Raw genomic sequence first — 24,314 nt, 5'->3', positions numbered from 1 at the left:
ATGAAAATCCGGCCGGCGGCGTCGCAGCCGTCATGGTCACCCCTATCGACGATCCTGTCTGGGCATCGCTGACCGGTCCGCACGCGCACTTCGCCGAACGGTCCGGCCAGGTGCTGCGCTATCAGGTCGACGTCGCTCCTTTCCTCGCCCTGCCACCGGAACCGGACGACGGCGTCTGGGACGACGTCGCGGAACTGGCGGGTCCCGGCGAGACGGTCATCGTCCACAACTCGCTGCCGGTACCGGCGGACTGGGAAGTCCTCGGCAGGATCGCCGGGGTCCGGCTGGTCGACGTCGCGCTCGAAGTCGCCGAAGATCCCGAAGCCGTCCTGCTGGGCCCGGACGATGTCCCCGAGATGCTGAACCTCGTCGAGCGGACCAAACCGGGACCGTTCCGGCAGCGGACCATCGAACTGGGGACATACCTGGGAATCCGGCGCGACGGCGCGCTGATCGCGATGGCGGGCGAGCGGCTGCACCCACCCGGTTGGACCGAGATCAGCGCCGTCTGCACCGACCCCGCCTATCGCGGCCAGGGGCTGGCGACCCGGCTCGTCCGCGCGGTGGCGGCGGGCATCCGGGCCCGCGGTCTCCGCCCGATGATGCACGCGGCGGCGTCGAACACCTCGGCCATCCGCCTGTACCAGTCGATCGGCTTCGAGCTGGTGCCGCGGCCGGATTTCGTGTCGGTCCGTGTTCCGGGAGCCGCCGTTGCCCCGGCGGCCGCGCTCACCGGCCTAGCGCGCGGTACTGCCTGGCCGCAAGCGGCAGGAAGATCGCGGTGAGCACGGCGGGCCAGAGCAACGCCAACGTGACCGAATGCGTGCTCGCCCAGTCGGTCGCGCCCCAAGTGGGATTGCCGAACAGGTCCCGGATCGCGGTCGCGGTGGCGGACAGAGGGTTCCACGTGCTGATCGCGCCGAGCCAGCCAGGCATCGTCACCGGCGAGACGAACACGCTGGAGAGGAAACCCACCGGCCAGACCAGGATCTGCACGGCGACGGCCGACTCCGGCGTCTTCAGCAGCAGACCGAGGTAGATCCCCACCCAGGTGAAGGCGAACCGCAGCCACAGCAGCAATCCGAACGCGGCCAGCGTCGGCAGGAAGCCGCGTTCCGGCGCCCAGCCCACCAGCAGCCCGGTCACGACCATGACGGCGAGACCGACGACGGCGTTGAGCAGATCGGCCGCGCTGCGCCCGGCGAGGATCGCCGTCGTCGCGACCGGCATGGCGCGGATCCGTTCGGTGACGCCCTTCGCGGCGTCCGTCGTGACGGCCACGACCATGGCCTCCAGCCCGAACAGCATGGTCATCGCGAGCATGCCGGGGATGAGGAAGTCCAGGTACTCGCCGTCGGGGACGGCCATCGCCCCGCCGAAGAGGTAGCCGAACATCAGCACCATCAGGACGGGGAACAGCAACCCGACCAGTATCGAGCCGGGCCGCTGCCGCCAGTGCAGCAGGATCCGGCCGGTGAGCGCGGTGGCGTCGGAAATCGCGGTCAAGACGGCTCCTCGGTGGTGGCGTGTCCGGTGAGGTGCAGGAAGACCTCGTCGAGCGTGGGTTTGCGGGTGACGGTCTCGACCCGGTCCGGGCCCACCTTCGCCTTGAGTTCGTCGGGGGTTCCTGCGGCGACGACGCGGCCCGCGTCGATGACGGCGATCCGGTCGGCGAGTTGATCGGCTTCTTCGAGGTACTGGGTGGTCAGCAGCACCGTCGTGCCGGAGCCGACCAGATCCTTGATCGACGCCCAGACCTCGATGCGGGCGCGCGGATCCAGCCCGGTGGTCGGTTCGTCGAGGAACAGCACCGGCGGCGAGAGGATCAGGCCGGCGGCCAGGTCCAGCCGTCGTCGCATCCCGCCCGAGTACGCGGCGACGGGTTTACCCGCCGCTTCGGTGAGGTCGAACCGTTCGAGGAGCTCGTCCGCCCGGCGTTTCGCCGCGGCGGCCTTCAGGTGGTGGAGCCTGCCGAACAGCACGAGGTTCTGACGGCCCGTCAGGATCTCGTCCACCGAGGCGTTCTGCCCGACCAGGCCGATGCGGTAGCGCACCGCCTTGGGGTCCGCGAGCACGTCGTGGCCCGCCACCCACGCCCGGCCGCCGTCGGGGCGGAGCAGGGTGCTCAGTATTCGCACGGCGGTGGTCTTCCCCGCCCCGTTCGGCCCGAGCAGGCCGCACACCGTGCCCGCTTCGACGCGAAGGCTGAACCCGTCCAGCGCCACCTTCCCCCGGTACCGTTTTCGCAGGTCGACGGCTTCGAGTGCCGCTTCTTCGTATGGCATACGGAATAGAGTAGCACAAACTTCGTACGGGTTACGGAGTAAGTCTTCTATGATGGCGCCATGACGGAGACCAACGGCGGCGATCCGGCGCGTACGATCGCCACGTTGTGGGGCACACGGAAGCTCCCGCGGCGCGGGCCGAAACACACGCTGACCACCGAGCAGGTCGTCGCCGCGGCGGTCGGACTCGCCGACGGCGACCAGGATGTCGCCACGCTGTCGATGCGCAGAGTCGCCGAATCGCTGGGCGTCGGCACGATGTCGCTCTACACCTACATCGCCTCGCGGGAGGAACTTCTCGAAGCGATGCTCGACAGGGTTTACGAGGAAGCGGTGGGGGAACTGGGCGAACCCGGCGACCAGGGCTGGGAGGACGGCCTGCGTGAGGTCGCGAAGGTGAACTGGAACCTCTGCCTGCGTCATCCGTGGGTGCTGCAGGTGTTCACCGGGCGTCCGCCGCTCGGGCCGCACTCGATCGCGAAGTACGAACGCGAACTGGCGGTGGTCGAGGGTCTCGGCCTCACCGATGTCGAGATGGACTCGGTCATCACGCTGGTGCACGACCACGTGGAGGGGGTCGCCCGGCGGCGGATCGAAGTCGATCGCGCCGTCCGCCGTACCGGGATGAACGACGAGCAATGGTGGGAAAAGGTCGGCCCCTTGCTCGCCGAAGTCTTCGATCCGGCCCGGTTCCCGCTCGCGGCGCGCGTCGGCCGGTCGGCGGGGGAAGCGCACCAGGCACCCCACAATCCTGAGCACGCCTACGCCTTCGGTCTGGCCCGATTACTCGAAGGAGTGGCCACGCTGATCGGCGGGCGGGGCGGGCCGCTTGTGAAGACACGCTAACGAGGGATTTCAGAAACTCGCGATGGACTGCACAGGCGCCGGGGGCCAGACTTCGCGCCATGAAGGCATTGGTCAAAGCCGACCGGGCACCAGGGCTTGAACTCACCGACGTGCCGGACCCGGCCGTCGGCCCCGGCGACGTCGCCATCCGCGTGCTGCGCGCGGGTATCTGCGGCACCGACCTGCACATCGACTCGTGGGACGACTGGGCGGCGCGCACCATCGCCGCGCCACTGGTCATCGGGCACGAGTTCGTCGGCGAGGTGGTCGAGATCGGCCGGTCGGTGACCACCGTCAAGGTAGGCGACCTGGTCAGCGGCGAGGGCCACCTGGTCTGCGGAAGCTGCCGCAACTGCAAGGCGGGGCGGCGTCATCTGTGCGCCAGGACCAAGGGCCTCGGCGTGCACACCGACGGCGCGTTCGCGCAGTACGCCGTGCTGCCGGAGATGAACGCCTGGGTGCATCGCACCAAGGTCGACCTCGACATCGCCGCGATCTTCGACCCCCTCGGCAACGCCGTGCACACCGCGCTGTCGTTCCCCGTCATCGGCGAGGACGTGCTGGTCACCGGCGCCGGGCCGATCGGCATCATGGCCGCCGCCATCGCGCGCCACGCCGGCGCGCGCAACGTCGTCGTCACCGACGTCAGCGAGCACCGGCTGGAACTGGCCCGCAAGGTCGGCGTCGACCTGGCGCTGGACGTCTCGTCGGCGACCATCGCCGACGCGCAGGAACGGCTCGGCATGGCCGAGGGCTTCGACGTCGGCATGGAGATGAGCGGGCGGCCCGAGGCGTTGCGCGACATGATCGCGAACATGTCCCACGGCGGCCGCGTCGCGCTGCTCGGCCTGCCGGCCTCCGAGGTCTCGGTGGACATCGCCGCCGTCGTGCTGAAGATGATCCAGATCAAGGGGATCTACGGGCGCGAGATGTTCGAGACCTGGTATTCGATGTCCGTGCTGCTCCAGGCCGGGCTGGACATCTCGCCGGTGATCACGCACCGGTTCGGGTACAAGGATCACGCGAAGGCGTTCGCGACGGCGAAGGAAGGCCGTTGCGGCAAGGTCATTCTGGATTGGACGGAGAACTGATGTACGGCGCGATGCGCGACGACCTCAAGGCCGGGCTCGCCGAAATCCGGGAAGCCGGGTTGTACAAGGGCGAGCGGGTGATCCAGGGACCGCAGCGGGCTTCGGTCAGCGTCGCCGACGGCGAAGTCCTGAACTTCTGCGCCAACAACTACCTCGGCCTCGCCGACCACCCCACGCTGGTCAAGGCCGCGCAAGAGGCGCTGGACCGCTGGGGCTTCGGCATGGCGTCGGTGCGGTTCATCTGCGGGACCCAGCAGCCGCACAAGGAACTGGAGGCGAAACTCTCGGAGTTCCTCGGCACCGAGGACACGATCCTCTACAGCTCCTGCTTCGACGCCAACGCCGGGCTGTTCGAGACGCTGCTGACCGACCAGGACGTCATCATCTCCGACGAGCTCAACCACGCGTCGATCATCGACGGCGTCCGGTTGTGCAAGGCCAAGCGGATGCGCTACCGCAATCGCGACGTCGCGGACCTGGAGGCACGGCTCAAGGAGGCGTCCGGCGCGCGTTACCGGATGATCGCCACCGACGGCGTGTTCTCGATGGACGGCTACCTCGCGCCGCTCGACGAGATCTGCGCGCTGGCCGAGCGTTACGACGCGCTGGTGATGGTCGACGACTCGCACGCCGTCGGCTTCACCGGCCCGACCGGACGCGGCACGCCGGAACTGTTCGGCGTGCAGGACAAGGTCGACGTGCTGACCGGCACCCTCGGCAAGGCGCTCGGCGGGGCGAGTGGCGGCTACACCTCGGGCCGCGCGGAGATCGTCGAGATGCTGCGGCAGCGTTCCCGGCCGTACCTGTTCTCGAACTCGCTCGCGCCGTCGATCACCGCCGCCGCGCTCGCCACGCTGGAACTGCTGGACTCCTCGAGCGAGCTGCTGGGCAAACTGCGCGCCAACACCGAGCTGTTCCGGCGGCGGATGACCGAGGCGGGCTTCGACCTGCTCCCGGGTGAGCACCCCATCATCCCGGTGATGATCGGCGACGCCGCCAAGGCTGGCAAGATGGCCGATCTGCTGCTCGACCAGGGCATCTACGTGGTCGGTTTCTCGTACCCGGTGGTGCCGCACGGTAAGGCCCGGATCCGGACGCAGATGTCGGCGGCGCATTCGGCCGACGACGTCAACCGTGCGGTCGACGCGTTCGTGACGGCACGGTCCATGATGGATGAATGATCGATCCGCGACGGCTGCGGGTACTGCGCGCTCTCGCCGACCACGGCACCGTGACGGCGGCGGGCCAGGCGCTGCACCTGACGCCGTCCGCCGTCTCCCAGCAGCTGGCCGCTCTCGAAGCCGAGTGCGGCCAGCAGCTGTTGAGACGGTGGGGCCGCCGGGTCTCGCTGACCCCCGCGGGTGAACTGATGGTGGTGCACGCCAACGCCGTCGCCGCCGAACTGGAGCGGGCACAGGCCACGCTGGCCGCGCTCGATTCCGGTGTCCAGGGGCAGGTGCGGCTGGCGAGTTTCGCCTCGGCGATCACCATGGTGGTCGCGCCGGCGATCGCCGCGCTGCGTGCCGGTTCGCCCGGTGTTTCGGTGCTGGTGCAGGACGTCGAGGGGCACGCGAGCATTCCGCTGCTGCTCGACGGCGAGGTCGACCTCGCGATCACCGAGGAGTACCGGCTCTCACCACGAACGGATGAAAGCAGGCTCACCCGGTTCCCGTTGTACGTGGAGCCGTTCGACGTTGTGCTGCCCACCGCGCACCGGCTGGCGGAAGCGTCCGAAGTGGACATCGACGAACTCGCCGACGACGACTGGATCGCGCCGAAACCGGGAAACCCGTGCCGCGACGTGCTGATGATCGTCTGCGCCAATCCGGGGATCCGGCACGTCTCCGACGATTTCCACGCGATCACCACCCTGGTCGCCGCGGGCGAGGGGGTGGCCCTGGTGCCGCGCAACGCTTTCACCGCCGTTCCCGGCGCGGTCACCGTCCCGTTGCGCGGTGAGCCGCCGCTGCGCCGGGTGTTCGCCGCGGTCCGGCGGGGGAGCGCGGACCACCCGTTGCTCAAGACCGTCCTTTCCGAACTGCTCGAAGCGTCGCCAAATCATGCGAATGCGGGCGAGGGGAACCACCTCTAGGATCCGGGTACCTGCCGTCGAACGAAAGACAGGGCGCGGATGCTCCAGATCGATGGCCTCACCTGGACCGTCACGATCGGACTGGTGCTCGCGCTGCTGGCACTCGACCTGCTCCTCGCGGCCGTGCGGCCGCACAAGGTCGGCTTCGGTGAAGCGGTGGCCTGGTCGATCGGCTACATCCTGGTCGCGGTGGCGTTCGGTGTCTGGCTGACGCTGGCGCACGGCGGGGACTTCGGGCAGCAGTACTTCGCGGGTTACATCGTGGAGAAGAGCCTGTCGGTCGACAACCTCTTCGTCTTCGTGATCATCATGAGCACCTTCGCGGTACCCGAGGAACACCAGCACAAGGTGCTCACGTTCGGCATCGTCGTCGCGCTGATCATGCGCGCGATCTTCATCGCGCTCGGCGCCACGTTGCTTTCGTTGTTCTCCTTCATGTTCCTGTTGTTCGGGTTGCTGCTGATCTACACCGGGATCCAGCTCTTCCGGCACCGTGACGAGGATCCGGACATCGAGAACAACGTGGTGGTGCGGACCGCGCGCCGTCTGCTGCCGTTGTCGAAGGAGTACGACGGCGGCAAGCTGTTCACCCGTCTCGAAGGGAAGCGGGTGGGCACGCCGCTGGTGGTGGTGCTGCTCGCGATCGGCGGGATCGACCTGCTGTTCGCGCTGGACTCGATCCCGGCCGTCTTCGGGGTCACCGACGAGCCGTACCTGGTCTTCGCCGCCAACGCCTTCGCCCTGCTCGGCCTGCGCGCGCTGTACTTCCTGGTGAAGGGCCTGCTCGATCGACTGGTGTATCTGTCGGCGGGGCTCGCGGTGATCCTCGGGTTCATCGGGGTCAAGCTGATCCTGCACTGGGCCCACGTCGACATCGACGAGAGCGTCCCGGAGATCTCGACGCCGGTCAGCCTCGCGGTGATCATCGGCATTCTCGTCGTGGTGACGGTGGCGAGCCTGTTCAAGACCCGCAACGACCCGACCGCCAAAGCACATCCGGGCTCGCTGCGCGCCTCACGCCCCCCATCCGAACAGGACTAGCGCCAGCCGTGGGCCAGGAGGTCGAAGATCTCCTGGACACCCTTCCGGGGATCCGGCGTGCCACGCGTGAGCGCCGGGATGTCCAAGACGAACCGCGCGAGCGCGCGGCAGGCGGCATCGTCGTGACCGACACCGGTGTCGTCGGCGATGGCGACACCGAGGGCCACAGCGTGCCGAGTCCACATGCGCTCGCCGTACTCCTGCAGCGCGGGGGTGCTGTTCACCAGCGCGGTGAACTCGGAGTACTGGGGATGCTCTGTGAGCGGGAGCCAGGTAGCGAGCACGTACTCGCGCAAGGCCTCGACGACGCTCTGCCCTTCCGGGCGTTGCCGCACCGCGGCGATCAGATTCGCCTCGCGGTCCTGAGCCTCGTCGAAGACCAGCGCTTCCTTGCCGGGAAAGTGCTTGAACAGCGTCGTGGTCGAGACGTCCGCGGCCTCGGCGATGTCCCGGATGCTCACCTGGTCGAAGCCCCGCTCCAGGAACAGTTTCAGTGCGGCGTCCGCGAGCGCTTGACGGGTCGCCGCCTTCTTGCGTTCACGCCGTCCCGGTGTCTCCATGAGCGCAGCCTACCGCATGAGTTGTCACAGTCACTAAGTTGACTCGTTGCACTTTTTCACTCGTTCTGCTTTTCTGGCGGTATGAGAATCAGCATCGTCGGAGCGGGCCCCGGTGGCCTCACCTGCGCCCGCATCCTGCAGAAGCACGGCATCTCCGTGACGGTCTACGACCGCGACCCGCATCCTCAGGCACGTGACCAGGGCGGCACTCTCGACCTGCACGCGGACGACGGGCAGCTCGCCCTGCGTGAAGCCGGTCTGCTCGACGAGTTCTTCGCGCTGGCACGGCCGGAAGGACAGGAGATGCGCAAGCTGGACACGGCCGGGCGGATCCTGGAACACCATGTCCCGGCCGAAGGTGAGCTGTTCAAGCCGGAGATCGACCGCGGGTTGCTGCGAGGGATGCTGCTCGACTCGCTGGAGCCGGGCACCGTGCGCTGGGGCAGAACCCTGGTGGGCGTGGGTGGTTCCGGGGAGCTGAACTTCGCCGACGGGACGACTGTCGAGACCGATCTGGTCATCGGCGCCGACGGCGCGTGGTCACGGGTGCGCCCGGCGGTGTCCGCGGCAGTTCCGCGGTATTCCGGGATCACCTTCCTGGAGGCGTGGTTCGAGGACGTCGACACCGCGCATCCCGACATCGCCGCGCTCGTGGGGCAGGGCGGCGCCATGGCCGCCGACGGCGAGCGCTGCCTGTTCGCCCAGCGCAACAGCGGCGATCAGATTAGGGTCTACATCGTCCAGCGCCTGCCCGCGGACTGGGTCGGTGTCAGTGACACCGCGGAGATCCGGAGCCGGCTGCTCGACGCGTTCTCGGCCTGGTCGCCGCCGATGGTGCGGATGATCACCGACAACGACGGCCCGTACGTCGATCGCCCGCTGTTCGTTCTGCCCGTCCCGCACACGTGGGAGCACAAGCCGACGGTGACCCTGCTCGGCGACGCCGCCCACCTGATGCCGCCACTCGGCGTCGGCGCCAATCTGGCCATGCTCGACGCGGCCGAACTCGCCCTCGCGCTGGCAGGTTCCGGCACGGTCGGCGAGGCCGTCGCCGCCTACGAGAAGACGATGCTTCCCCGAGCGGCGGAAATGGCCCGGTTGTTGGAGAACGGCGCCGAGGGCTTGCTCGACGCTCCCTCGGATGAAGGCTACTTGCCGTTCATGTCGGAATCGGTGGAGAAGACGATCACGCTCGGGTAGGTCCTGGCTCTGGTCGTGTGTGTCTAGCGGCGCGGGGTTATGGCCGGTGGCGTCGCGATGCCAGGTCTCGACCACGGCGCTGGCCAGCGGTGCGATCGACGGTTGACGCGCTGGCCTTCGCGGTGGTCCGGCATGGCCCTCCGTTTCCTCGCGTTCGGTACTGATGCGCCGTCGGGGAGCGCTGCTGTGAACGTGATGTCAGCTTGTCGTGGGGTGGCTGTGCCTCTCGGTCTTCGGGGCGTTGCCGTTTCTGGCAACGACCTCGGAGCTTGCTTTGGACGAGAAACCGCCGCCTGTCAGTGGACGGCGACACTGAACCTCGCCCGACCGGATCGCTGGAAGAGGTCAGGCCCATCTCCACGGCGCGGGCTCAGAGCGGAGGTTCCGGTCGCGGCTCATGCAGTGGCGGTGGCTCGCTGACGTGCGTCAGCCCGGTCGGTGTCGTGATTCTCAGCGTCCCATCAGGCGCGAGGTGATAGACCCAGCCAGGCTCGTCCTTGAGCCGGTGGTCCCGGGTGCAGTAGGTGATCAGGTCGGCCACGCTGGTTTCGCCCTGGAACTGCCAGGGGATCGAGTGATCGAGTTCGCATGCCTGCGCGGGACGGTCGCAGCCCGGTCTTCGGCACTCGCGATCCCGGACGCGGACGAACTCGGCCATCGCCGCGTCCGGCCGATACTGGGTCCTGCCGAGATCTTGGACCTGCCCGCTCAAGGGGTCGGTGATGATCCGCCGCAACACCGTGTTCGGGCCCGTGGCGATGTGGCGGCCCAGCGAAGCGGGGATGTGGCCGTGTCCGGCCATCTTCACCGGATCGTCGTTCAGTCCCAGATACGTGAACATGTCCATGTAGAGGAACACCTCGGCTCGCTCGGCGGCACCGCCTTTGCCGCTGAGGAGCAGATCGAGGGCGATGTCGGCTCGGAGTTGGTTCATCGTCCGGGTATCACCGTGGTTCTTCAGTGCCTTGGCCTCCTGATGGATTCGCCGGTAGGCGGCGTTGACCTTCTCCGCCTGCCCGTCCACCACCTCGATCGAGGCGACCCCGGCCTCGCCTTGCGCCACCGCCAACCGGCGCCCGTCACGGCTTTGCTTCGACCGCTTTCCGGCGCCGACCGGATCGGCCTTGTTCGCGGCGTAGTTCGCCGCCTTGCGGACCTGGGTACTGTTCTTCTTCGGCAGCCGCGACTCCAACTTGGCATCGACCACCAGCGAATCCTCGTGCGACAACCATGCCGTCGCCTCGGCGACCTTCTGTGCGGAGTAACCGCCTACCAAACCCCGGTCCAGCAAGGAAAGCGTCCGCGGTAGCCGGGAGGTCAACGCGACTCCTGTCGAGACAAGGGAACCGGCGAAATTGTCCACGAGAGACAGTGTCATCGCCACCTCCTGCACCACGCTCCGCGCCCCGCCCCGAAGCTCGCTCAGTCGTGACAGGGCGCGATACCGAACGGCTTCCCAGCGTGCGAGTGCGGCAGTGGCTTCTCGTGCGACGAAGATGGAGTCCTTGTCGTCCAAAGAATTCAGCAGGGCATTGATTTCCTCCAGGTTGGTCGAATCGGATAGGTCCTTCAAAGCGGCGATGGCCGCTTGAGTGGTTTCCATGCGGCGAAGGTACCGTCGACCACCGACAGAAACGGAAACCTGTTTACTGTCAAGGAAACCTGGTCTGATCGATGCTCGCGGCGACCTTGTCGTCCGACGAGGTCGCGGCCGTCCGCGTTGCCAAGTGCCGGCAAAGCGCATCTGACAACAGAATCTTGAGCAGTCGATCCTGAAATCCTCGAGTGGGAGCTGGGTGAAGGCCTCGAACCTCCAGCATGGCCGCGAGCGTCGGCGTCGTGAGAGTCGCGGCCACCGCGTTGCCGGATACCGGCAAACCTCACTCGACAACAGAATTCCGAGCGTCCAGCCCCGAAGCCTTGAGAAGGCTCCCGAACCGCCAACGTGGCCGCGAACGTCAACGGGAAACACCCGGTCACCAGCCAGAAGAACACACTCTCGTGCCAGCCTGCTTCAACGCCAGAGCGCTCGGCCTCGAAAGCCCGCCGAAGACGTTGGTGGGGAACACCCGTCTTGGTGATCGCTGACAACGCCGTATAGCCACTGAGAAACACCAGCGCCGTGATCATGGCACAAGAGCGATCGGCGGGTCGGATGATGCCGATTGACGCGGGCCCAGTAGCCAGCCGCCGAGCGGGCGCATCAGGAATCCGACGGCTGTGGAAGCAACTGTGCCGTCAGGTTTCCCTCGGGTAAGGAGCCCGCCACGAACCACGTTAGCCACGACCCCGGGCTTCTTGTGTGGCAAGGGAAGCTCCTTCGCTCCGGGAATGAGCTGTGAGCGCCATGGTTGAGAAATGGAAATCCGCGATGGGCACATACCCGGTCGGCATGAGTTACCCGAGGAAGTCGCTCACCAGCTCGCTCGACTCGGGACGGCACTCGTCGAAGTAGGCGTGCCGTGCCCCGGCGAAGAGGTGCATCCGCGCTTCGGGAATCCGGTCGGCCAGCAGGGGCGCGTTCGCAGGCGGAGCGAGCAGGTCGTCGTCGCCGTGGAGGACCAGGGTGGGGGCGGTGATCTCCGGGAGTACGTCCCAGGCGTCGTGGGTGTTGCTCGCGACGAGGTGCCCGCGGACCGCGTGCGGCGGCATCCCGTGCGCGCCCAGCACCCGGTACGGGCCGGGGTTCGCGGCCCGCCATCCGGGCGTGTACATCAGATTCTCCAGCGTTTTTCGCGCCTCGACGGAGGATCGCCGGGCGAGGGCCAGCCGCACGTCGTTCGACCGCTCGACGCCGTGGGTGCCGCCGGGTGAGGTGCAGCCGAGGACGAGCCGCCGCACCCGGCCGGGGTACCGCGCGGCGACCCATTGCGCGACGCGGCCACCCATCGAGGTTCCGTAGACGTCGGCCTCGGCGACGCCGAGTTCGTCGAGGACCGCGATCACGTCGTCCGCGAATCCCGTTGTGGAATAGGGGGTATCGGGTGCGTCGCTGGCTCCGGTGCCGCGGTAGTCCATGGTGATCGTGCTCGGGAAATCCCCGCGCGTGCGGTTCCACCACTTGTGGTCGTTCGCCTGCCCGGCCAGCAGCACGAGCGGCCTGCCCGTGCCGTGCCACTGGTAGGCCAGCCGGGTGCCGTCGGCGGCGACTGCGTGGCCGGTTCGGGGGAGCGTGGTCATCCTTCTCCTGTTCGGTCTTCCCACAGTCTGGCCGAGGGCCACTCGCCCCTCGTTCACCGTCTGGTGGATCTGCTGGACCAGTGCCCGCGACGGCGTCGACAGCGGGCGTGACGCGGCCGGTCTTGGGGATGCCGAGGACGACGGTGCGCCAGACCTCCGGTTCGCGCACCGGCGCCGCGCTCAAGACGCCGTCGGCGACGTCCGCCGCGATACCGATGCCCGGCAGGATCGTCCAGCCGTGCCCGCCGAGTACCAGCCGTTTCTGCAGCGTCATGGAGTTGGTCTGCACGGTGACCTCGGTCTGGGCGCCTGCTTCACGGGCCGCGCCGTCGATGAGGGTGCGCAGCGCGTGCCCCTCGGACGGCATGACGAGCGGACGCGCGGCCACCTCGGCGAACGGCACGGGGCAATCGAGTGGGCCAGGAGCGTGGCCGCGCTCGTGGGCGACGGTTCCGTCGTCGTGGCGGACGGGCAGATGGTCGACCGGCCGGTCGAACTGCGCGCCAGGGCGATCCTCGACCGCGCGGGTGAGTCATTCCGGCCGGCCGGATGACTCCGACTCGGTCTGGCCGTGCCCGCCGATGGGCGGTAGCGTTCCGGTGAGCGGACTTTTCGTTACGGGTGAACGGAAAGGAGGCGTGGTCCGGTGCACGAACCGAGGGTGACGGACTTCGCGACCACCGATCCGGAACAGGCACGTGCCCTGATCGCCGAGGCCTACCGCGACAACCGGTTGCGGGTGCGAGGCACCGTCGAGAACTACCGTTTCGAGCACAACCGCTGTGATCTCGGGGACGTGCATTTCGACTTCCTGCACAACACGCTGACCACGGAGGTCGTCGTCCAGCCGCTGGGCAGGGTGGTGCTGTTGCGCGTGCTGGGCGGCGGGCTGGAGATCGACGACGGCGTCAGCGACCGCAGGCTGGGTCCGGGCGACGTGTTCGTCGGCCCGCACCCTGGGCACGGCTACCGGACCGGGATGCACGGCGCGCGCCTCCAGGTCACCGGTATCGACCTTTCGCTGTTCACCGGGATGGACGGCGGGCCGGTCGAGCGGCTGTGCTACGACCCGGTGAGTCCGGAGAAGGCCCGGCGATGGCGGCAGACGGTCGACTACCTCACCGGGCTCTTTTCCGAACCGGGGGCGGAGTACGGCCCGCTGGTGCTCGGCGCGGCCGGACGGCTGATGGCCGCGATGGCGCTGGACACCTTCACTGCGGGCGAGGGCGATTCCCGTCCCCGTGACCGCCGTGACGCCGTCCCGGGCACCGTGCGCCGCGGGATCACCTTCCTGGAGGCGAATCCGGACCTCGACCTCGGCGTGGCGGACATCGCCCGCGCCTGCCGGGTCTCCGTGCGTGCCCTGCAACTGGCGTTCCGGCGGTACCTGGACACCACGCCGATGGCTTATCTGCGCCGGGTGCGGCTGGACCGGGTCCGGGCCGAACTCCGTGCCGCCGAACCCGGTGACGGCACGACGGTCACCGGAATCGCGGCGAAGTGGGGGTTCCTGGACGGGAGCAGGTTGAGCGCGCACTATCGCGCGGCCTTCGGTGAGTCACCAAGTCAGACCCTGCGCGAGTGATGACGTTCGTTTTCGTCGGTGCGACTCTGCGTTTTCGCCGCTGGACGGCCGGGGGCCGCGAGCGGTTCCATGGGATCCGGCACCAGCAACGCCGGGCCCCCGCCTGCTGGTGTGTCGTAAGCGGACCGGCCGGCCGGTTCTTCTAGGGACGCGCCGCGATCCCGTCGTACATGACGCGGCGGACCGCTCTGCTCATCGCCGCCTGCCCTCGCGGCGACGGATCGCGCAGTCCGGAAAGCACCGAAGCGAGGATCATCCCGTTGATCGCCCGCGCGGTGGCGTCGACGTCCAGATCCTCGTGCAGATAACCGAGACGGACGCCGTGGTGGAGGTAGCCCGCGGTCAGTTCCGCGGCGGTCTCGTAGAAGTCCAGTACGCGTTCCCGCATCTCGGCGTCGATGCCGGCGGCCTCGAGCAGGAGGAACCGGGCCATCCGCGGGTCACTGCCGAAGATCTCGGCGAGCGCGTCGCCGATCCTCGCGCTCTGCTTGCGGTATTCGGCCAGGCTGTTGACCGCGTCGGGGGCGTTGTCCGCCGCCAGCGAGGCGACCACCTTCTCGACCAGGTCCGTGATGACGTGGTCGACGATGTCCCGTTTGTTCTGGAAGTAGCGGTAGAAGGTGCCGTGCCCGATGCCCAGCCGCGCGGCGATGTCGGCGATCCCCGTCGCGTGGTAGCCGCGTTCGGCGAAGCAGTCGAACGCGGTCTCCACGATCTCGCGCCGTAGTTCCTGCTTCTTCCGTGCGGCCCTGCTGACCGGGGTCTCCGTCGTCATCCCGCCAGCTTATTGCTTCGGACATTCAAATGACATACCGTTCCGGAAATGACACGTCATTCCGCGAGGGCGCTGGTGCTCGGCTGCGGCGGCACGCTGGGCTTTGCCTGGACAGCGGCGGTCCTCGACGCGCTCCACACTCGGGCGGGCTGGGATCCGCGCGAGGCGGACGTCCTGGTCGGGACCTCCGCGGGCGCCGAGGCGGTGGCCATGCTCGGGGCGGGTATCCCGGCGAAGGCGATCCTCGGCGCGCTGGCAGGTACGCCTGATGGCGATCCCATCGTCGCCGCGCACGTCCGGCGGGTGCCGAACCGGTTCCCGCCGGTGCCGTATCCCCGGTGGCCCGCGGCCAAGCTCGTCCGGGCCGCGCTGCGCCGGGACGTCGACGCGATGGCCGGTCTCGCGGGACTTCTTCCCCGTGGCAGGGGAGACGCCGGCTGGCTACGCGAACTCGGGGAAGCCTTGGCACCGGATGGCTGGGTCCCGCATCCCGCGACCTGGCTGATGGCCACGGATCCGGCGGGAGGACGGGTCGCGCTCGGCTCCCCGGACGCCCCGCCCGCCCGGCTCGGCGAGGCGATCGCCGCGTCGTGGGCGATCCCCGGCTGGTTCCCACCGCCGGTTGTGGGCGGACGTCCGCTGCTCGACGGCGGGACGGTTTCGCCGACCTCGGCCGATCTCCTGCTCGGCCACGACGTCGGCGAGGTCGTGCTGATCGCGCCGATGAGCAGCGAAGGCGGGGCCCCGGCGCGCGGTCCGGCCAAGCTGGAACGCCTGCTGCGGACGGCGATGACCCGGCGCGTGGACGATGAGGCGCGTCGGTTGCGCGCGGCGGGCGTGCGGGTGATCCGGATCGAACCGGGGCCGGCCGATCTCGCCGCCATGGGCGCCAACTTCATGGACGGACGGCGGCGGGAGCACGTGCTCGCGACCGCGTTGAGGACGGCGCCCGGCCTGGTCGCCGGTGCTTTCGAACGAGAGGGAGTGCGCGCGTGAGCAAGTACCCGGACCTCGACCTCGCTCGCGCGCATGTGGCGATCACCGGTGCGGGACAGGGCATCGGCCGCGCGACCGCGGAACGCATGGCCGCGCTCGGCGCGCGCGTGTCCATCGGCGACCTCGATCTCGAGGCCGCGAAACGCACCGCCGCCGACATCGGCGGGACCGCGCATCACCTCGACGTCGCCGACCCCGTTTCCTTCGCCGCCTTTCTCGGCGACGCCGAACAGGCGAACGGGCCGCTCGCGGTGCTCGTCAACAACGCCGGGATCATGCCCAACGGCGGTTTCCTCGACCTCTCCGACGCGCTGAACCGGGCGACCATGGAGGTCAACGTCTTCGGCGTCGTCCACGGTATGCGGCTGGCGCTGCCCGGCATGCTGGAGCGCCGCCGCGGGCACATCGTCAACGTCGCGTCGCTGGCCGGGAAGTTCCCCGTCAAGGGGCTGGCGATCTACAACGCCAGCAAGTTCGCCGTCGTCGGGTTGACCGCGGCGACCCGGCTGGAGTACGCGCCGCACGGCGTGAGCGTCTCCGCCGTGCTGCCGTCCGCGGTCGACACCGCGCTCGCGTCGGGGCTGGACATGCGGCCGATCCCGAAGGTGAAACCGGGCCGGATCGCCGACGCCGTCGTGGCTTCCGTCCGCACCCGTGCCGCGGAGATCGCCGTGCCCGGTTACGTCGGCGCGCTCGCGAGCCTTGCCGGTGTGACGCCCGAACCGGCGCTCAACGCCTTCCGCCGCCTGATGCGGGACGACCGGGCGCTGCGCCCCGACTCACCGGATCGCGCGGCCTACCGCACGCGTCTCGATCAGGACACCCACCGGGAGGAAAACGCATGAACGCGCAGTACGACGCCGTCGTCGTCGGGGCCGGTTTCGGCGGGATGGGCGCGGCGATCCAGCTCAACCGGCTCGGCTACGACAACTTGCTCATCCTCGAACGCGAGTCCGATCTCGGCGGCACCTGGCATGTGAACCGCTATCCTGGGCTGGCCGTCGACATCCCGTCGGCCACCTACTCGTACTCGTTCGAGCCGAACCCGCACTGGTCGCGGCTGTTCGCGCCGGGCGCGGAACTCAAGCGGTACGCCGAGCACGTCGCGGACAAGTACCGGCTGCGGCGCTACATGCGCTTCGGCACCGTTGTCACCGGTGCCGTCTGGGACGAGGCGAACGCGCACTGGACGGTTTCCCGCGCCGAGGGCGAGCCTGTCACGGCGAAGTACCTGCTGACCGCGACAGGGTTCCTTTCCCAGCCCAAGAAACCCGACATCTCCGGCATCGACACCTTCGGCGGCAAGGTCATCCACACCACCGCGTGGGACGACGGCTACGACCTCGCGGGCAAACGCGTCGCTGTGATCGGCACCGGCGCGACCGCGGTCCAATTGATCCCTGAGATCGCGTCCCTCGCGCGGGAACTCAGCGTGTACCAGCGGACCCCGATCTGGGTGAGCCCGAAACTGGACTTCCCGGTGCCCAAGGCGGTCCGGCGCGCGTTCGCCGCGGTGCCGTTCACCCAGCGGGTCGCCCGGCTGACCGGGACCGCGTTGCTGGAACTGATGATGGTCTCCGGCGTGCTGCACTACAGGCAACTGCCGATCGCGAACCGGCTCGGGAAGATGTGGTGCCTGGCGCATCTCCGCCGTCAGGTGCGGGATCCGGGGCTGCGTGCGGAACTGACGCCGCGGTATTCGTTCGGCTGTAAGCGTCCGACGTTCTCCAACGAGTACTTCCCGGCCTTCACCAAGGACCACGTGCACCTGGAGACGACGTCCATCGCGAAGATCGACGAGACCGGGATCGAGACGGCCGACGGTGCGCGGCGGGACATCGACGTCCTGGTGCTGGCGACCGGATTCGACCTGTGGGAGGCGAACTTCCCGGCGGTCGAGATCATCGGCCGCGGTGGTCGCGATCTCGGGAAGTGGTGGCGGGAGAACCGGTTCCAGGCCTACGAGGGCGTCGCGATCCCGAAGTTCCCGAACTTCATTTCGCTCAACAGCCCGTATTCGTATTCGGGACTGTCCTATTTCACCACCATCGAGACGCAGATGCGGCATATGGACCGGCTTTTCGGTGCGATGCGGCGCCGCGGCGCGACCGAGTTCGAGGTCACGCAGGAGGCCAACGACGCGTTCCTCGACCGGATGACCGAACGGCTCGGCGACTCGATCTTCACCCTCGGGAACTGCGCTCCGGCGAACAGCTACTACTTCAACCCGCACGGGGAGGCGACCTTGCTCCGCCCGTCCTCCACCCTCAACGCCATCAAGGAGGCCCAGAACTTCCCCATCGAGGACTACACCTTCGCCTGACGCGGCGGTGATCAGCCGGACAACACCCGTGATGTCCGGCTGATCACAGGTGATGTCCGTCTGATCACGTGTGCTCTCCGTTGGCGGCCGCAGGGGGCCGGGATCCCGGGAGATCCCGGCCCGTCGTCACTGCCGCTTACTGCCTGCGGAGCCTCAGCGTGACGGCCGCGCCCGCCGCGGCGAGGAACACCGCGCCGAGGGCGTACGGCCACCACGGCACCGAGTCGTCGCCCACCGGGGAGGCGCCGTAACCACCGGCCGCGCCCGTGCGGTCGTAGGTCGAGCCGGGCAGCTTGTCGCCGTAGCGGGTTTGCAGGGCCTCACGGTAGGCGGCGAGGGTCATTTTCTCGCCGGTCTTCGCCACCGACGATCCATCGAGGACGGTCACGATGTCCCCGTCGACGGCGTACCAGGCACCGGCCTGCGGTTCGCTCAGGAGGTAGCCCTTGCCGACCCGCGCCGCGAGGCGCTTTTCGACGTCACCCGAGGCGACGTTGTAGACCGACCAGCCCGTGCCTTCGCGCTGCGACCACACGGTCGCCGCGTCGCCGTTGCCCAGGGTGGCGGGAGTGGCGACGTAGGCCAGTTCCGCCGGCACGGCCGAGGTGCCGGCGATGAAGGCCGCGGTCGGCTGGTAGACCGCCACCGGGGTGCGCGGATCGGCTTTGGCGGTCCTGGCCGCGACGGCCATGTCGGCCTTGGCCGCACCGGGGAACTCCGCTTTGGCGAGCCGCTGGGTGGTCGCGTCGCTGGTGACCACTGTGGACACCGCGGCGAGATCGGCGGCGGTGGGTACGCCTGCCGGGGAATCCGCGGCGGAGGCGTGGCCGCCGAGTGCCAGAGACAGTCCGAGAGCGAGGATCGTGGCGCCGAGGAAGGTTCGCTTCATGGTTTCAGTCCTTGATCCCGTAGACGGTGTGGGTCCAGGTGAAGGAGTTGTTGGACCGGTAGGCGTTGTAGCTCATCTGGTTGTAGCGGGGGCTCGAACCCCACGGGTCGCCGTAGTACACCGTCGTCGCGCCATTGGTGTTGTCGTAGCCGTAGAGCACGTGCATGTGGCCGCCGCCGCTGCGCCAGCCGATCCGGGTGCCGATCGGCTGCCGCGCGTCGACCTGGCTCTTGATCGAGGCGAAGGTCAGCGTCTGGCCCGAGGAGCTGTAGGTGCCGACGTTGCCGAATCCGAGCCACCGGAACACGCGCTGCTGATCGCTCAGGTAGCCCTGGTTGTTCGCACAGTCCGAACCGGACTCGTTGTGCGCGACCTGGCAGAACTTCGTCTGGGAGATCGAGTGTCCCCACCAGGCGGCGATGGTGTTGCCGCTGGCGTCCCAGCACCAGTTGCTCTTCTCCTGCGCCTGCATCTTGATCGGGATCGTGGTGGCCGCCGTGATCGCGGGCGCCGCGGAAGCGGGCGCCTGGAGGGCGACCATCGCGGCGACACCGGCGCAGGCCGTGGCCAGCCCGCGCCTGAATGAGGTCTTCACCGTCGGAACACTCCTAACTGGATGGTCGAACGCGAAGCACGCGCGGGCGGCTACCCGGAGGGGACAGGTGAAGGCTTCGGCTACCCGACTGGGTGGTCGTCCGGCGCGAGCGGGGGACTTGCGCTGTGGTGAGGTGACACAGGGGCACTGCGAACAGTCTGAGATTCACCCTCAGGGGGTACCCGTGGCAAGGTTCGCGGCAATACCTAAGGGTCCGTATTGCGGCTGCGGGGTCCGCGCCAGGCAGGTCGGCGTCGCCCGATCGAGTTAACGCCGTGACCGCGGTGGTGTGGACCAGCGGAAAGCGTCCGGCACCCGGTCACTGTTCGTGTTCCCGCCTTTCGGCGGGTGTCCTATCGGTATGGTCCCGAGCATGCCGACGATCGGTGCGGCACCGGTGTTCGTGGCCCGCGACACCGAACTGGCCGAACTGGTGCGCGTCACCTCGAGCCCGCCGTCGGTCGCCGTGGTGGAGGGCGAACCGGGTGTGGGCCGGAGCCGTCTGCTCGAAGAATTGGCCGCCCATCCCGCGATCGCGTCGCGCGTGATCTGGTCCGCCCGCTGCGGTTCTTTCGTGCGGCCGTGCCGGTTGGCGTCGTTGGTCGACGCGCTGCTCGGCAAGAGCGAGGTGGCCGCCGCCCACGCGGCAGGCTTCTCCCCGGTGACCGGCGTCCTGCGACGGCTGATCCCCGAATGGTCGCCGTGGCTGCCGCCCTTTCCGGAGAACGCGGACACCGAGACCGTCCGGCAGCAGGAGTTCCGTGCCGTGCGCGAAGTCCTGACCGGCTGCGGCCCGGCGGTACTGGTGCTCGACGACGTCCACTCCGCCGACGACGACACGGGGGAGTTCCTGCGCGGGCTCGCGGCGTCACCGGCGGCGGCGTTGAGCGTGGTGGTCAGTTCGGTCGCGGGCGGCCCGCGGCGATTCCCGCCGATAAGGGAGATCGCCGCGCATCTCTCGCTTCCGGCGTTCACCGCCGCACAGGTGCGGACACTGCTGGACGCGTCCTTCGGCCGCTGCGCGCCGGATTTCGCCGAAGCGGCGCACCGGCGGACGTCCGGGATCGCCGTCGACCTGACGGCCTTGGTGCAGAGCGTCGGTGACACGGCCGAGGCGCTTTCGGCGGACAGACTGGAGTCGGCGACCGTGCCGCCGATCGTGCGGAGCCGGGTCGCCGGGCTGATGGCGGAGATCGGCCCGCCCGCGCGGGACGTCGTGCGTGCGGCCGCGGTGCTGGGATCACCCGCCGGGGAAGCGGAACTGGGCGCGGTGGCGGCACCGACAGCGGGGCAGATCCCCGGCGCGGTCACCGAGGCCGTGGAAACGGGGCTGGTGCGGGATCTCGGTCGCGGCCGCTACGAATCGGGGAGCCCGCTGATCGCCGAAGCGGTCTACGCACTGCTTCCCGGCCCTCAACGGTGCGCGATGCACGGCCGCGCCGCCGCCCGGCTCGCCTCGGGCGCCGAACCCTTCGCGTCGCTCATCGCCCGGCACGCGCGGCTGGCGGGCGATCTCGTCGCGTGGACACAGTGGACCGGCGTCGCGGTCGACAACGCCATCGAAGACGGCCGGACCGAGGAAGCGAGCCGTCTGCTCGAAACGGCGTTGCGGGATCCGGACCTGCCGAGGACCGCGCGCGAGTCGTTCGCCGTCCGGCTCGGCCGGGAACTGCCGCGCAGTATCGCCCACGCCGGCACGGTCCGGCTGCTGCGGGAGATCCTGCGCGAATGGCCGCTGAGCAAGGCCGCGCGGGGTGAGATCCGGGTCCACCTCGGTCAGGTGCTGATCAACCAGGTGGGCAAGGTCGAAGCGGGAAGGCTCGAGATCGAACTGGGCGCGGCCGACCTCGGCAGGCGGCAGGCGCTGCTCGCCAGGGGGCTGGTCACGCTGGCGATGCCGCATATCGGGACGGTCCCGGTCGAGGAGAACTTCCGCTGGCTCGACCAGGCCGAACAGGTGAGCAAGGGGGAACACGACGCCGGACTGCTCGCCGCGATCGCCGCCAACCGGCTTTCGGCGCGGATGCAGGTCGCCGATCCGGACGCCTGGCACGCCATCGCCGACCTGCCGCGGGCCCCCGAATCGGCCGAGGTCTGCCGCCAGGTGGCTCGCACCTACATCAACTTGGCCGACGCGGTGGCGTGGAACGGGCACTACCCGGTCGCCCGTGCCTACCTCGCGACCGCGCGGCGGCTGATCCGCGACGACCACCAGCCCTACCTCGACGCGCTGGCCGACGGTACGGAACTGCGCCTCGACCTCGCGATGGGGGAGTGGGCGATCGTCGCCGAGAAGTCGCGGGCGATGCTGACGCGGGTCGACAAGGACGGTTCGCTCGCCGCCGAACCGCTGCTCGTCCTCGGCTGGTACGAGTACGGGCAGCACCGGCCGACCGCGGCCCTGCGCAGCTTCGACGCGGCGTTCGCGCTCTCCGCGGGCAGCGTCCCGATCCAGGCGTCGGCGTACGCGGGCCGCGTCGCGGTCCATCAGGCGGGCAAGGATCTGCAAGCCGCCAGGCGTCTCGCCGAGTACGGCCTGGATACCGTGCGCCGCAAGAACAACTGGGTCTGGGCGGCCGAGCTGATGCCGTTCGCCGTGCGCACCATGCTCGGACTGGGACAGCTCGTCGAGGCGAGGGAACTGCTCGGCGAGTACCGGCAGGGCATCGACGGCAAGGACGCGCCGGTCGCCAACGCGGCGGCGCTGCTGTGCCGGGGAATACTCACCCAGGCCCGCGGCGAGACGCTCGCCGCCGGAGACCTCCTGCTCGGTGCCTCCAAGGCCTACCACGCGCTGCCTTTCCCGTATTTCGCCGCCTACGCCGACGAACTCGCGGCCGGATGCTTCGCCGAAGCCGGGGAACGGGAACGCGCGGTCGCCTCGTACACCACCGCCGAGACGGCGTATGCGAATCTCGGCGCCGCTGTGGACGCGCTCCGCTGCCGTCGGTCGTTGCGCCGATGCGATCCCGAGATGCCTCGCCGTGGCCGCAAGGGGTACGGCGAAGGGCTGTCGCCGAGGGAACTCGAAGTCGCCAGGCTCGCCGCCCAGAACCTCACCAACCGGGAGATCGGCGAGCGGCTGTTCCTGTCGCCGCGGACGGTCGAGATCCACGTCGGACGGGCGCTGCGCAAACTGGGGCTGCCTTCGCGCACGGTCCTGACCGAGGACCTGCTCCGCGACGCGAGCGGCGAGGATTCCAAAACGGCCTGAGGTGTTCCTTAGGGGTCCGTATTCGGCGATTCGCTGGGTAAGTCGTGAGAAACCGCAGGTGAGAGCCAGTTTCTTTAAATAGTGGGACGACCGCCGCGTTCCACTATTGTTCCGTTTCCGCCGCCGTCCGACAGTTGTCCGGCAGTCGCGATTTCCCGGAAAGGAATCACCGTGAGCAGACAACGGATCTTCGGCGTGGTCGTCCTGACCATGGCCGCGCTGGCACCGGCGGCGGGTATCGCCGGTGCGGCACCGGACACCCCGCCAGCCGACCTCCACCGTGCCATCGCACCGACCGACGCCGCGCCTTCGCCGACGGGTGGCGTCCACGGCCAGAGCATCGGCGGCTCGCCGGCGTCGGTCAAGGACTACCCGTACGCCATCGCCGCGCTCCGGGAAGGCGGTTCGCGGCCGAAGGGACAGAGCTGCAGCGGTTCCGTCATCGCGCCGCGGAAAGTCATGGTGGCGGCCCACTGCAAGGAACTGGCGGGTGAGAAGAGTGTCCTTTATGGACTGGATGACCTCAAGAGCGCGGGTGGCACTCAGCTGAAGGCCGTCGACTACCGGATCCACCCCAGATTCACCCAGCCCTGGAACGGTTACGACGTCGCGGTGATCACCACCGACGGCGACATCCCGGTCCCGCCCGGCGGTTACGCCAAGGTCGCCACCTCCGCCGACACCGGCCTGGAGACGCCCGGCAAGGACGGGTTCAGCCTTGGCTACGGCAAGAAGGACATGAACGACTCCACCCAGGACGTCACGTTGCACAAGCTGACGCTGCCGATCGTCAACGCGAGTCAGTGCACCGGCGTGGAGAACGGCGTCGACCCGGAGACGATGATCTGCGCCGGGTACTCCGACGGCCGCAAGACCGTCCTGCCCGGCGACAGCGGCGGCCCGTTCGTCGTCGACGGCAAGGTCGTGGGGATCACCTCCTGGAGCCGCAGCGATTTCCGCTGGTACAGCGTCTACAGCAGGCTCAACAACGAGATGGGGGACTGGGTCGCCGAGCAGATCGGCGGCGAGCAGCCGGGTGACGCCTTCACCCTGGCAGCTTCGCCTTCGTCGGTGAAGGTCTTGCCGGGCGAGTACGTGTCGGCGAGTGTCACGAGCGAACCGGGCAAGAACGGTGCCGAGAACATCACGCTGTCGGCGTCGGGACTGCCCGAGGGTGCCAAAGCCACGTTCCAGTCCGCCACGATCAAAGCGGGCGAGGTGGCGAAGCTGACCATCGAGACCGCCTCCGGAACACCGGAAAAGGCTTATCAGGTCACGATTTCCGGGAAGGGCACGACCGAAACGGCCACCGCCGGCCTCACCCTCACCGTCGGCGCGGGCGAACCTCCCGTCGGCGACCTGAAGGTGACCGTGAACCCGTCCTCCGGCTCCGGCCGAGCGGGTTCGCTGGTGAGCGCCACCGTCACCGCGACCGGTGGCAGCGACTCGATCACGTTGTCCGCCAGTGGTTCCGGGCTGCCGATCAACCCGTTCTTCTCACCGCGGACTGTGTCCAGCGGCGGCAGTTCGACCATGCAGGTCTTCGCACCGTTCCAGCCGGGCACGTATCCGGTCACGGTGACCGCCAAGGACGCCGTCGGCAAGACCGCGACCGCCACGTACACCCTCATTGTCCAGTGAA

General features: G+C 68.8%; 21 protein-coding genes and 1 pseudogene. 13 read left to right on the top strand and 9 right to left on the bottom strand.

Features of this window, described 5'->3' with window-relative positions:
• The first annotated feature begins 32 nt into the window (after nt 1-32).
• Nucleotides 33-785, top strand: a complete 753-nt coding sequence (locus BS329_RS40625; protein WP_084750851.1) for a GNAT family N-acetyltransferase — start codon at nt 33-35, stop codon at nt 783-785.
• Here the strand turns inward: BS329_RS40625 and BS329_RS40620 are convergent.
• The gene (locus BS329_RS40620) at nt 730-1,506 is read right to left on the bottom strand and encodes an ABC transporter permease (RefSeq protein ID WP_076168808.1); all 777 of its coding nucleotides are present in this window, start codon (nt 1,504-1,506) and stop codon (nt 730-732) included. The two genes, BS329_RS40625 and BS329_RS40620, sit on opposite strands and share 56 nt — an antisense overlap.
• Nucleotides 1,503-2,285, bottom strand: a complete 783-nt coding sequence (locus BS329_RS40615; RefSeq protein ID WP_076168806.1) for an ABC transporter ATP-binding protein — start codon at nt 2,283-2,285, stop codon at nt 1,503-1,505. The genes BS329_RS40620 and BS329_RS40615 overlap by 4 nt, the downstream gene beginning before the upstream one ends.
• 60 nt (nt 2,286-2,345) lie before the next feature.
• Between BS329_RS40615 and BS329_RS40610 the strand changes: the two genes are divergently transcribed.
• From BS329_RS40610 to BS329_RS40590, 5 genes are read left to right on the top strand one after another with little or no spacing between them, the layout of a single operon-like run.
• Nucleotides 2,346-3,131, top strand: a complete 786-nt coding sequence (locus BS329_RS40610) for a TetR/AcrR family transcriptional regulator (protein WP_076168805.1) — start codon at nt 2,346-2,348, stop codon at nt 3,129-3,131.
• 59 nt (nt 3,132-3,190) lie between these two features.
• Nucleotides 3,191-4,222 (top strand): L-threonine 3-dehydrogenase, encoded by a 1,032-nt coding sequence (tdh, locus tag BS329_RS40605; RefSeq protein WP_076168803.1) that lies wholly within the window; start codon nt 3,191-3,193, stop codon nt 4,220-4,222.
• Nucleotides 4,222-5,403 (top strand): glycine C-acetyltransferase, encoded by a 1,182-nt coding sequence (locus tag BS329_RS40600; protein WP_076168802.1) that lies wholly within the window; start codon nt 4,222-4,224, stop codon nt 5,401-5,403. Before tdh ends, BS329_RS40600 begins: the two co-directional genes overlap by 1 nt.
• Nucleotides 5,400-6,314, top strand: coding sequence for a LysR family transcriptional regulator (locus BS329_RS40595; RefSeq protein ID WP_076168800.1), 915 nt, complete (start codon nt 5,400-5,402; stop codon nt 6,312-6,314). The genes BS329_RS40600 and BS329_RS40595 overlap by 4 nt, the downstream gene beginning before the upstream one ends.
• A 39-nt stretch (nt 6,315-6,353) precedes the next feature.
• Nucleotides 6,354-7,355 carry a TerC/Alx family metal homeostasis membrane protein gene (locus BS329_RS40590; RefSeq protein ID WP_076168798.1) on the top strand — a complete coding sequence of 334 codons (1,002 nt, stop codon included), beginning with the start codon at nt 6,354-6,356 and terminating at the stop codon, nt 7,353-7,355.
• On the opposite strand, the gene BS329_RS40585 is transcribed toward BS329_RS40590, so the two are convergent.
• Nucleotides 7,352-7,915: a TetR/AcrR family transcriptional regulator gene (locus tag BS329_RS40585; protein ID WP_076168796.1), complete on the bottom strand. Its 564-nt coding sequence runs from the start codon at nt 7,913-7,915 to the stop codon at nt 7,352-7,354. The genes BS329_RS40590 and BS329_RS40585 overlap by 4 nt on opposite strands.
• A gap of 81 nt (nt 7,916-7,996) precedes the next feature.
• Here BS329_RS40585 and BS329_RS40580 point away from each other — a divergent pair, with 81 nt between their 5' ends.
• Nucleotides 7,997-9,115: an FAD-dependent oxidoreductase gene (locus BS329_RS40580; protein WP_076168794.1), complete on the top strand. Its 1,119-nt coding sequence runs from the start codon at nt 7,997-7,999 to the stop codon at nt 9,113-9,115.
• 370 nt (nt 9,116-9,485) lie between these two features.
• Here the strand turns inward: BS329_RS40580 and BS329_RS40575 are convergent, their stop codons facing one another.
• From BS329_RS40575 to BS329_RS45060, 3 genes and pseudogenes are all read right to left on the bottom strand, one after another.
• A complete protein-coding gene (locus tag BS329_RS40575; RefSeq protein ID WP_076168792.1) occupies nt 9,486-10,718 on the bottom strand; it encodes an HNH endonuclease signature motif containing protein in 1,233 nt (410 codons plus the stop codon).
• 794 nt (nt 10,719-11,512) lie between these two features.
• Nucleotides 11,513-12,295, bottom strand: a complete 783-nt coding sequence (locus BS329_RS40570; RefSeq protein WP_076168790.1) for an alpha/beta fold hydrolase — start codon at nt 12,293-12,295, stop codon at nt 11,513-11,515.
• A gap of 148 nt (nt 12,296-12,443) precedes the next feature.
• Nucleotides 12,444-12,662, bottom strand: a pseudogene (locus BS329_RS45060) (LysR substrate-binding domain-containing protein); the annotation flags it as partial.
• A 279-nt stretch (nt 12,663-12,941) separates the two neighbouring features.
• Between BS329_RS45060 and BS329_RS40560 the strand changes: the two are divergent.
• Nucleotides 12,942-13,880, top strand: a complete 939-nt coding sequence (locus BS329_RS40560; protein WP_076168788.1) for a helix-turn-helix transcriptional regulator — start codon at nt 12,942-12,944, stop codon at nt 13,878-13,880.
• Nucleotides 13,881-14,022: 142 nt separating this feature from the next.
• Here the strand turns inward: BS329_RS40560 and BS329_RS40555 are convergent, their stop codons facing one another.
• Nucleotides 14,023-14,655, bottom strand: coding sequence for a TetR/AcrR family transcriptional regulator (locus tag BS329_RS40555; protein ID WP_076168786.1), 633 nt, complete (start codon nt 14,653-14,655; stop codon nt 14,023-14,025).
• A 48-nt stretch (nt 14,656-14,703) separates the two neighbouring features.
• Here BS329_RS40555 and BS329_RS40550 point away from each other — a divergent pair, with 48 nt between their 5' ends.
• Genes BS329_RS40550 through BS329_RS40540 form a run of 3 tightly spaced genes read left to right on the top strand, consistent with a single transcriptional unit; the run spans nt 14,704 to nt 17,974 of the window.
• Entirely contained in the window at nt 14,704-15,651 is a 948-nt protein-coding gene (locus tag BS329_RS40550; protein ID WP_244197492.1) for a patatin-like phospholipase family protein, read from the top strand.
• Nucleotides 15,648-16,496: an SDR family oxidoreductase gene (locus BS329_RS40545; protein WP_076168782.1), complete on the top strand. Its 849-nt coding sequence runs from the start codon at nt 15,648-15,650 to the stop codon at nt 16,494-16,496. Before BS329_RS40550 ends, BS329_RS40545 begins: the two co-directional genes overlap by 4 nt.
• A complete protein-coding gene (locus BS329_RS40540) occupies nt 16,493-17,974 on the top strand; it encodes a flavin-containing monooxygenase (protein WP_076168780.1) in 1,482 nt (493 codons plus the stop codon). Before BS329_RS40545 ends, BS329_RS40540 begins: the two co-directional genes overlap by 4 nt.
• A 136-nt stretch (nt 17,975-18,110) precedes the next feature.
• Here BS329_RS40540 and BS329_RS40535 read toward each other — a convergent pair whose 3' ends face one another.
• A complete protein-coding gene (locus BS329_RS40535) occupies nt 18,111-18,863 on the bottom strand; it encodes a hypothetical protein (protein ID WP_076168778.1) in 753 nt (250 codons plus the stop codon).
• A 4-nt stretch (nt 18,864-18,867) separates the two neighbouring features.
• A complete protein-coding gene (locus tag BS329_RS40530) occupies nt 18,868-19,458 on the bottom strand; it encodes a papain-like cysteine protease family protein (RefSeq protein WP_076168776.1) in 591 nt (196 codons plus the stop codon).
• 373 nt (nt 19,459-19,831) lie between these two features.
• Here BS329_RS40530 and BS329_RS40525 point away from each other — a divergent pair, with 373 nt between their 5' ends.
• Nucleotides 19,832-22,672 (top strand): helix-turn-helix transcriptional regulator, encoded by a 2,841-nt coding sequence (locus BS329_RS40525; protein ID WP_244197491.1) that lies wholly within the window; start codon nt 19,832-19,834, stop codon nt 22,670-22,672.
• A gap of 171 nt (nt 22,673-22,843) precedes the next feature.
• Nucleotides 22,844-24,313, top strand: coding sequence for a trypsin-like serine protease (locus tag BS329_RS40520; protein ID WP_084750849.1), 1,470 nt, complete (start codon nt 22,844-22,846; stop codon nt 24,311-24,313).
• The last annotated feature ends 1 nt before the right edge of the window (nt 24,314 follow it).

The organism is Amycolatopsis coloradensis, assembly GCF_001953865.1.
Classification (GTDB): domain Bacteria; phylum Actinomycetota; class Actinomycetes; order Mycobacteriales; family Pseudonocardiaceae; genus Amycolatopsis; species Amycolatopsis coloradensis.
The sequence above is the reverse complement of the archived record's forward strand: the minus strand, read 5'-3'. Positions and strand labels throughout refer to the sequence as shown.

Bases quoted from the DNA above. Each gene is read 5' to 3' on its own strand.
- BS329_RS40590 (WP_076168798.1), top strand. From the start codon at position 6,354: ATGCTCCAGATCGATGGCCTCACCTGGACCGTCACGATCGGACTGGTG.
- BS329_RS40555 (WP_076168786.1), bottom strand. From the start codon at position 14,655: ATGACGACGGAGACCCCGGTCAGCAGGGCCGCACGGAAGAAGCAGGAA.
- BS329_RS40550 (WP_244197492.1), top strand. From the start codon at position 14,704: ATGACACGTCATTCCGCGAGGGCGCTGGTGCTCGGCTGCGGCGGCACG.
- BS329_RS40625 (WP_084750851.1), top strand. From the start codon at position 33: ATGGTCACCCCTATCGACGATCCTGTCTGGGCATCGCTGACCGGTCCG.
- BS329_RS40535 (WP_076168778.1), bottom strand. From the start codon at position 18,863: ATGAAGCGAACCTTCCTCGGCGCCACGATCCTCGCTCTCGGACTGTCT.
- BS329_RS40580 (WP_076168794.1), top strand. From the start codon at position 7,997: ATGAGAATCAGCATCGTCGGAGCGGGCCCCGGTGGCCTCACCTGCGCC.
- BS329_RS40570 (WP_076168790.1), bottom strand. From the start codon at position 12,295: ATGACCACGCTCCCCCGAACCGGCCACGCAGTCGCCGCCGACGGCACC.
- BS329_RS40610 (WP_076168805.1), top strand. From the start codon at position 2,346: ATGACGGAGACCAACGGCGGCGATCCGGCGCGTACGATCGCCACGTTG.
- BS329_RS40595 (WP_076168800.1), top strand. From the start codon at position 5,400: ATGATCGATCCGCGACGGCTGCGGGTACTGCGCGCTCTCGCCGACCAC.
- BS329_RS40575 (WP_076168792.1), bottom strand. From the start codon at position 10,718: ATGGAAACCACTCAAGCGGCCATCGCCGCTTTGAAGGACCTATCCGAT.
- BS329_RS40540 (WP_076168780.1), top strand. From the start codon at position 16,493: ATGAACGCGCAGTACGACGCCGTCGTCGTCGGGGCCGGTTTCGGCGGG.
- BS329_RS40585 (WP_076168796.1), bottom strand. From the start codon at position 7,915: ATGGAGACACCGGGACGGCGTGAACGCAAGAAGGCGGCGACCCGTCAA.
- BS329_RS40525 (WP_244197491.1), top strand. From the start codon at position 19,832: ATGCCGACGATCGGTGCGGCACCGGTGTTCGTGGCCCGCGACACCGAA.
- tdh (WP_076168803.1), top strand. From the start codon at position 3,191: ATGAAGGCATTGGTCAAAGCCGACCGGGCACCAGGGCTTGAACTCACC.
- BS329_RS40615 (WP_076168806.1), bottom strand. From the start codon at position 2,285: ATGCCATACGAAGAAGCGGCACTCGAAGCCGTCGACCTGCGAAAACGG.
- BS329_RS40600 (WP_076168802.1), top strand. From the start codon at position 4,222: ATGTACGGCGCGATGCGCGACGACCTCAAGGCCGGGCTCGCCGAAATC.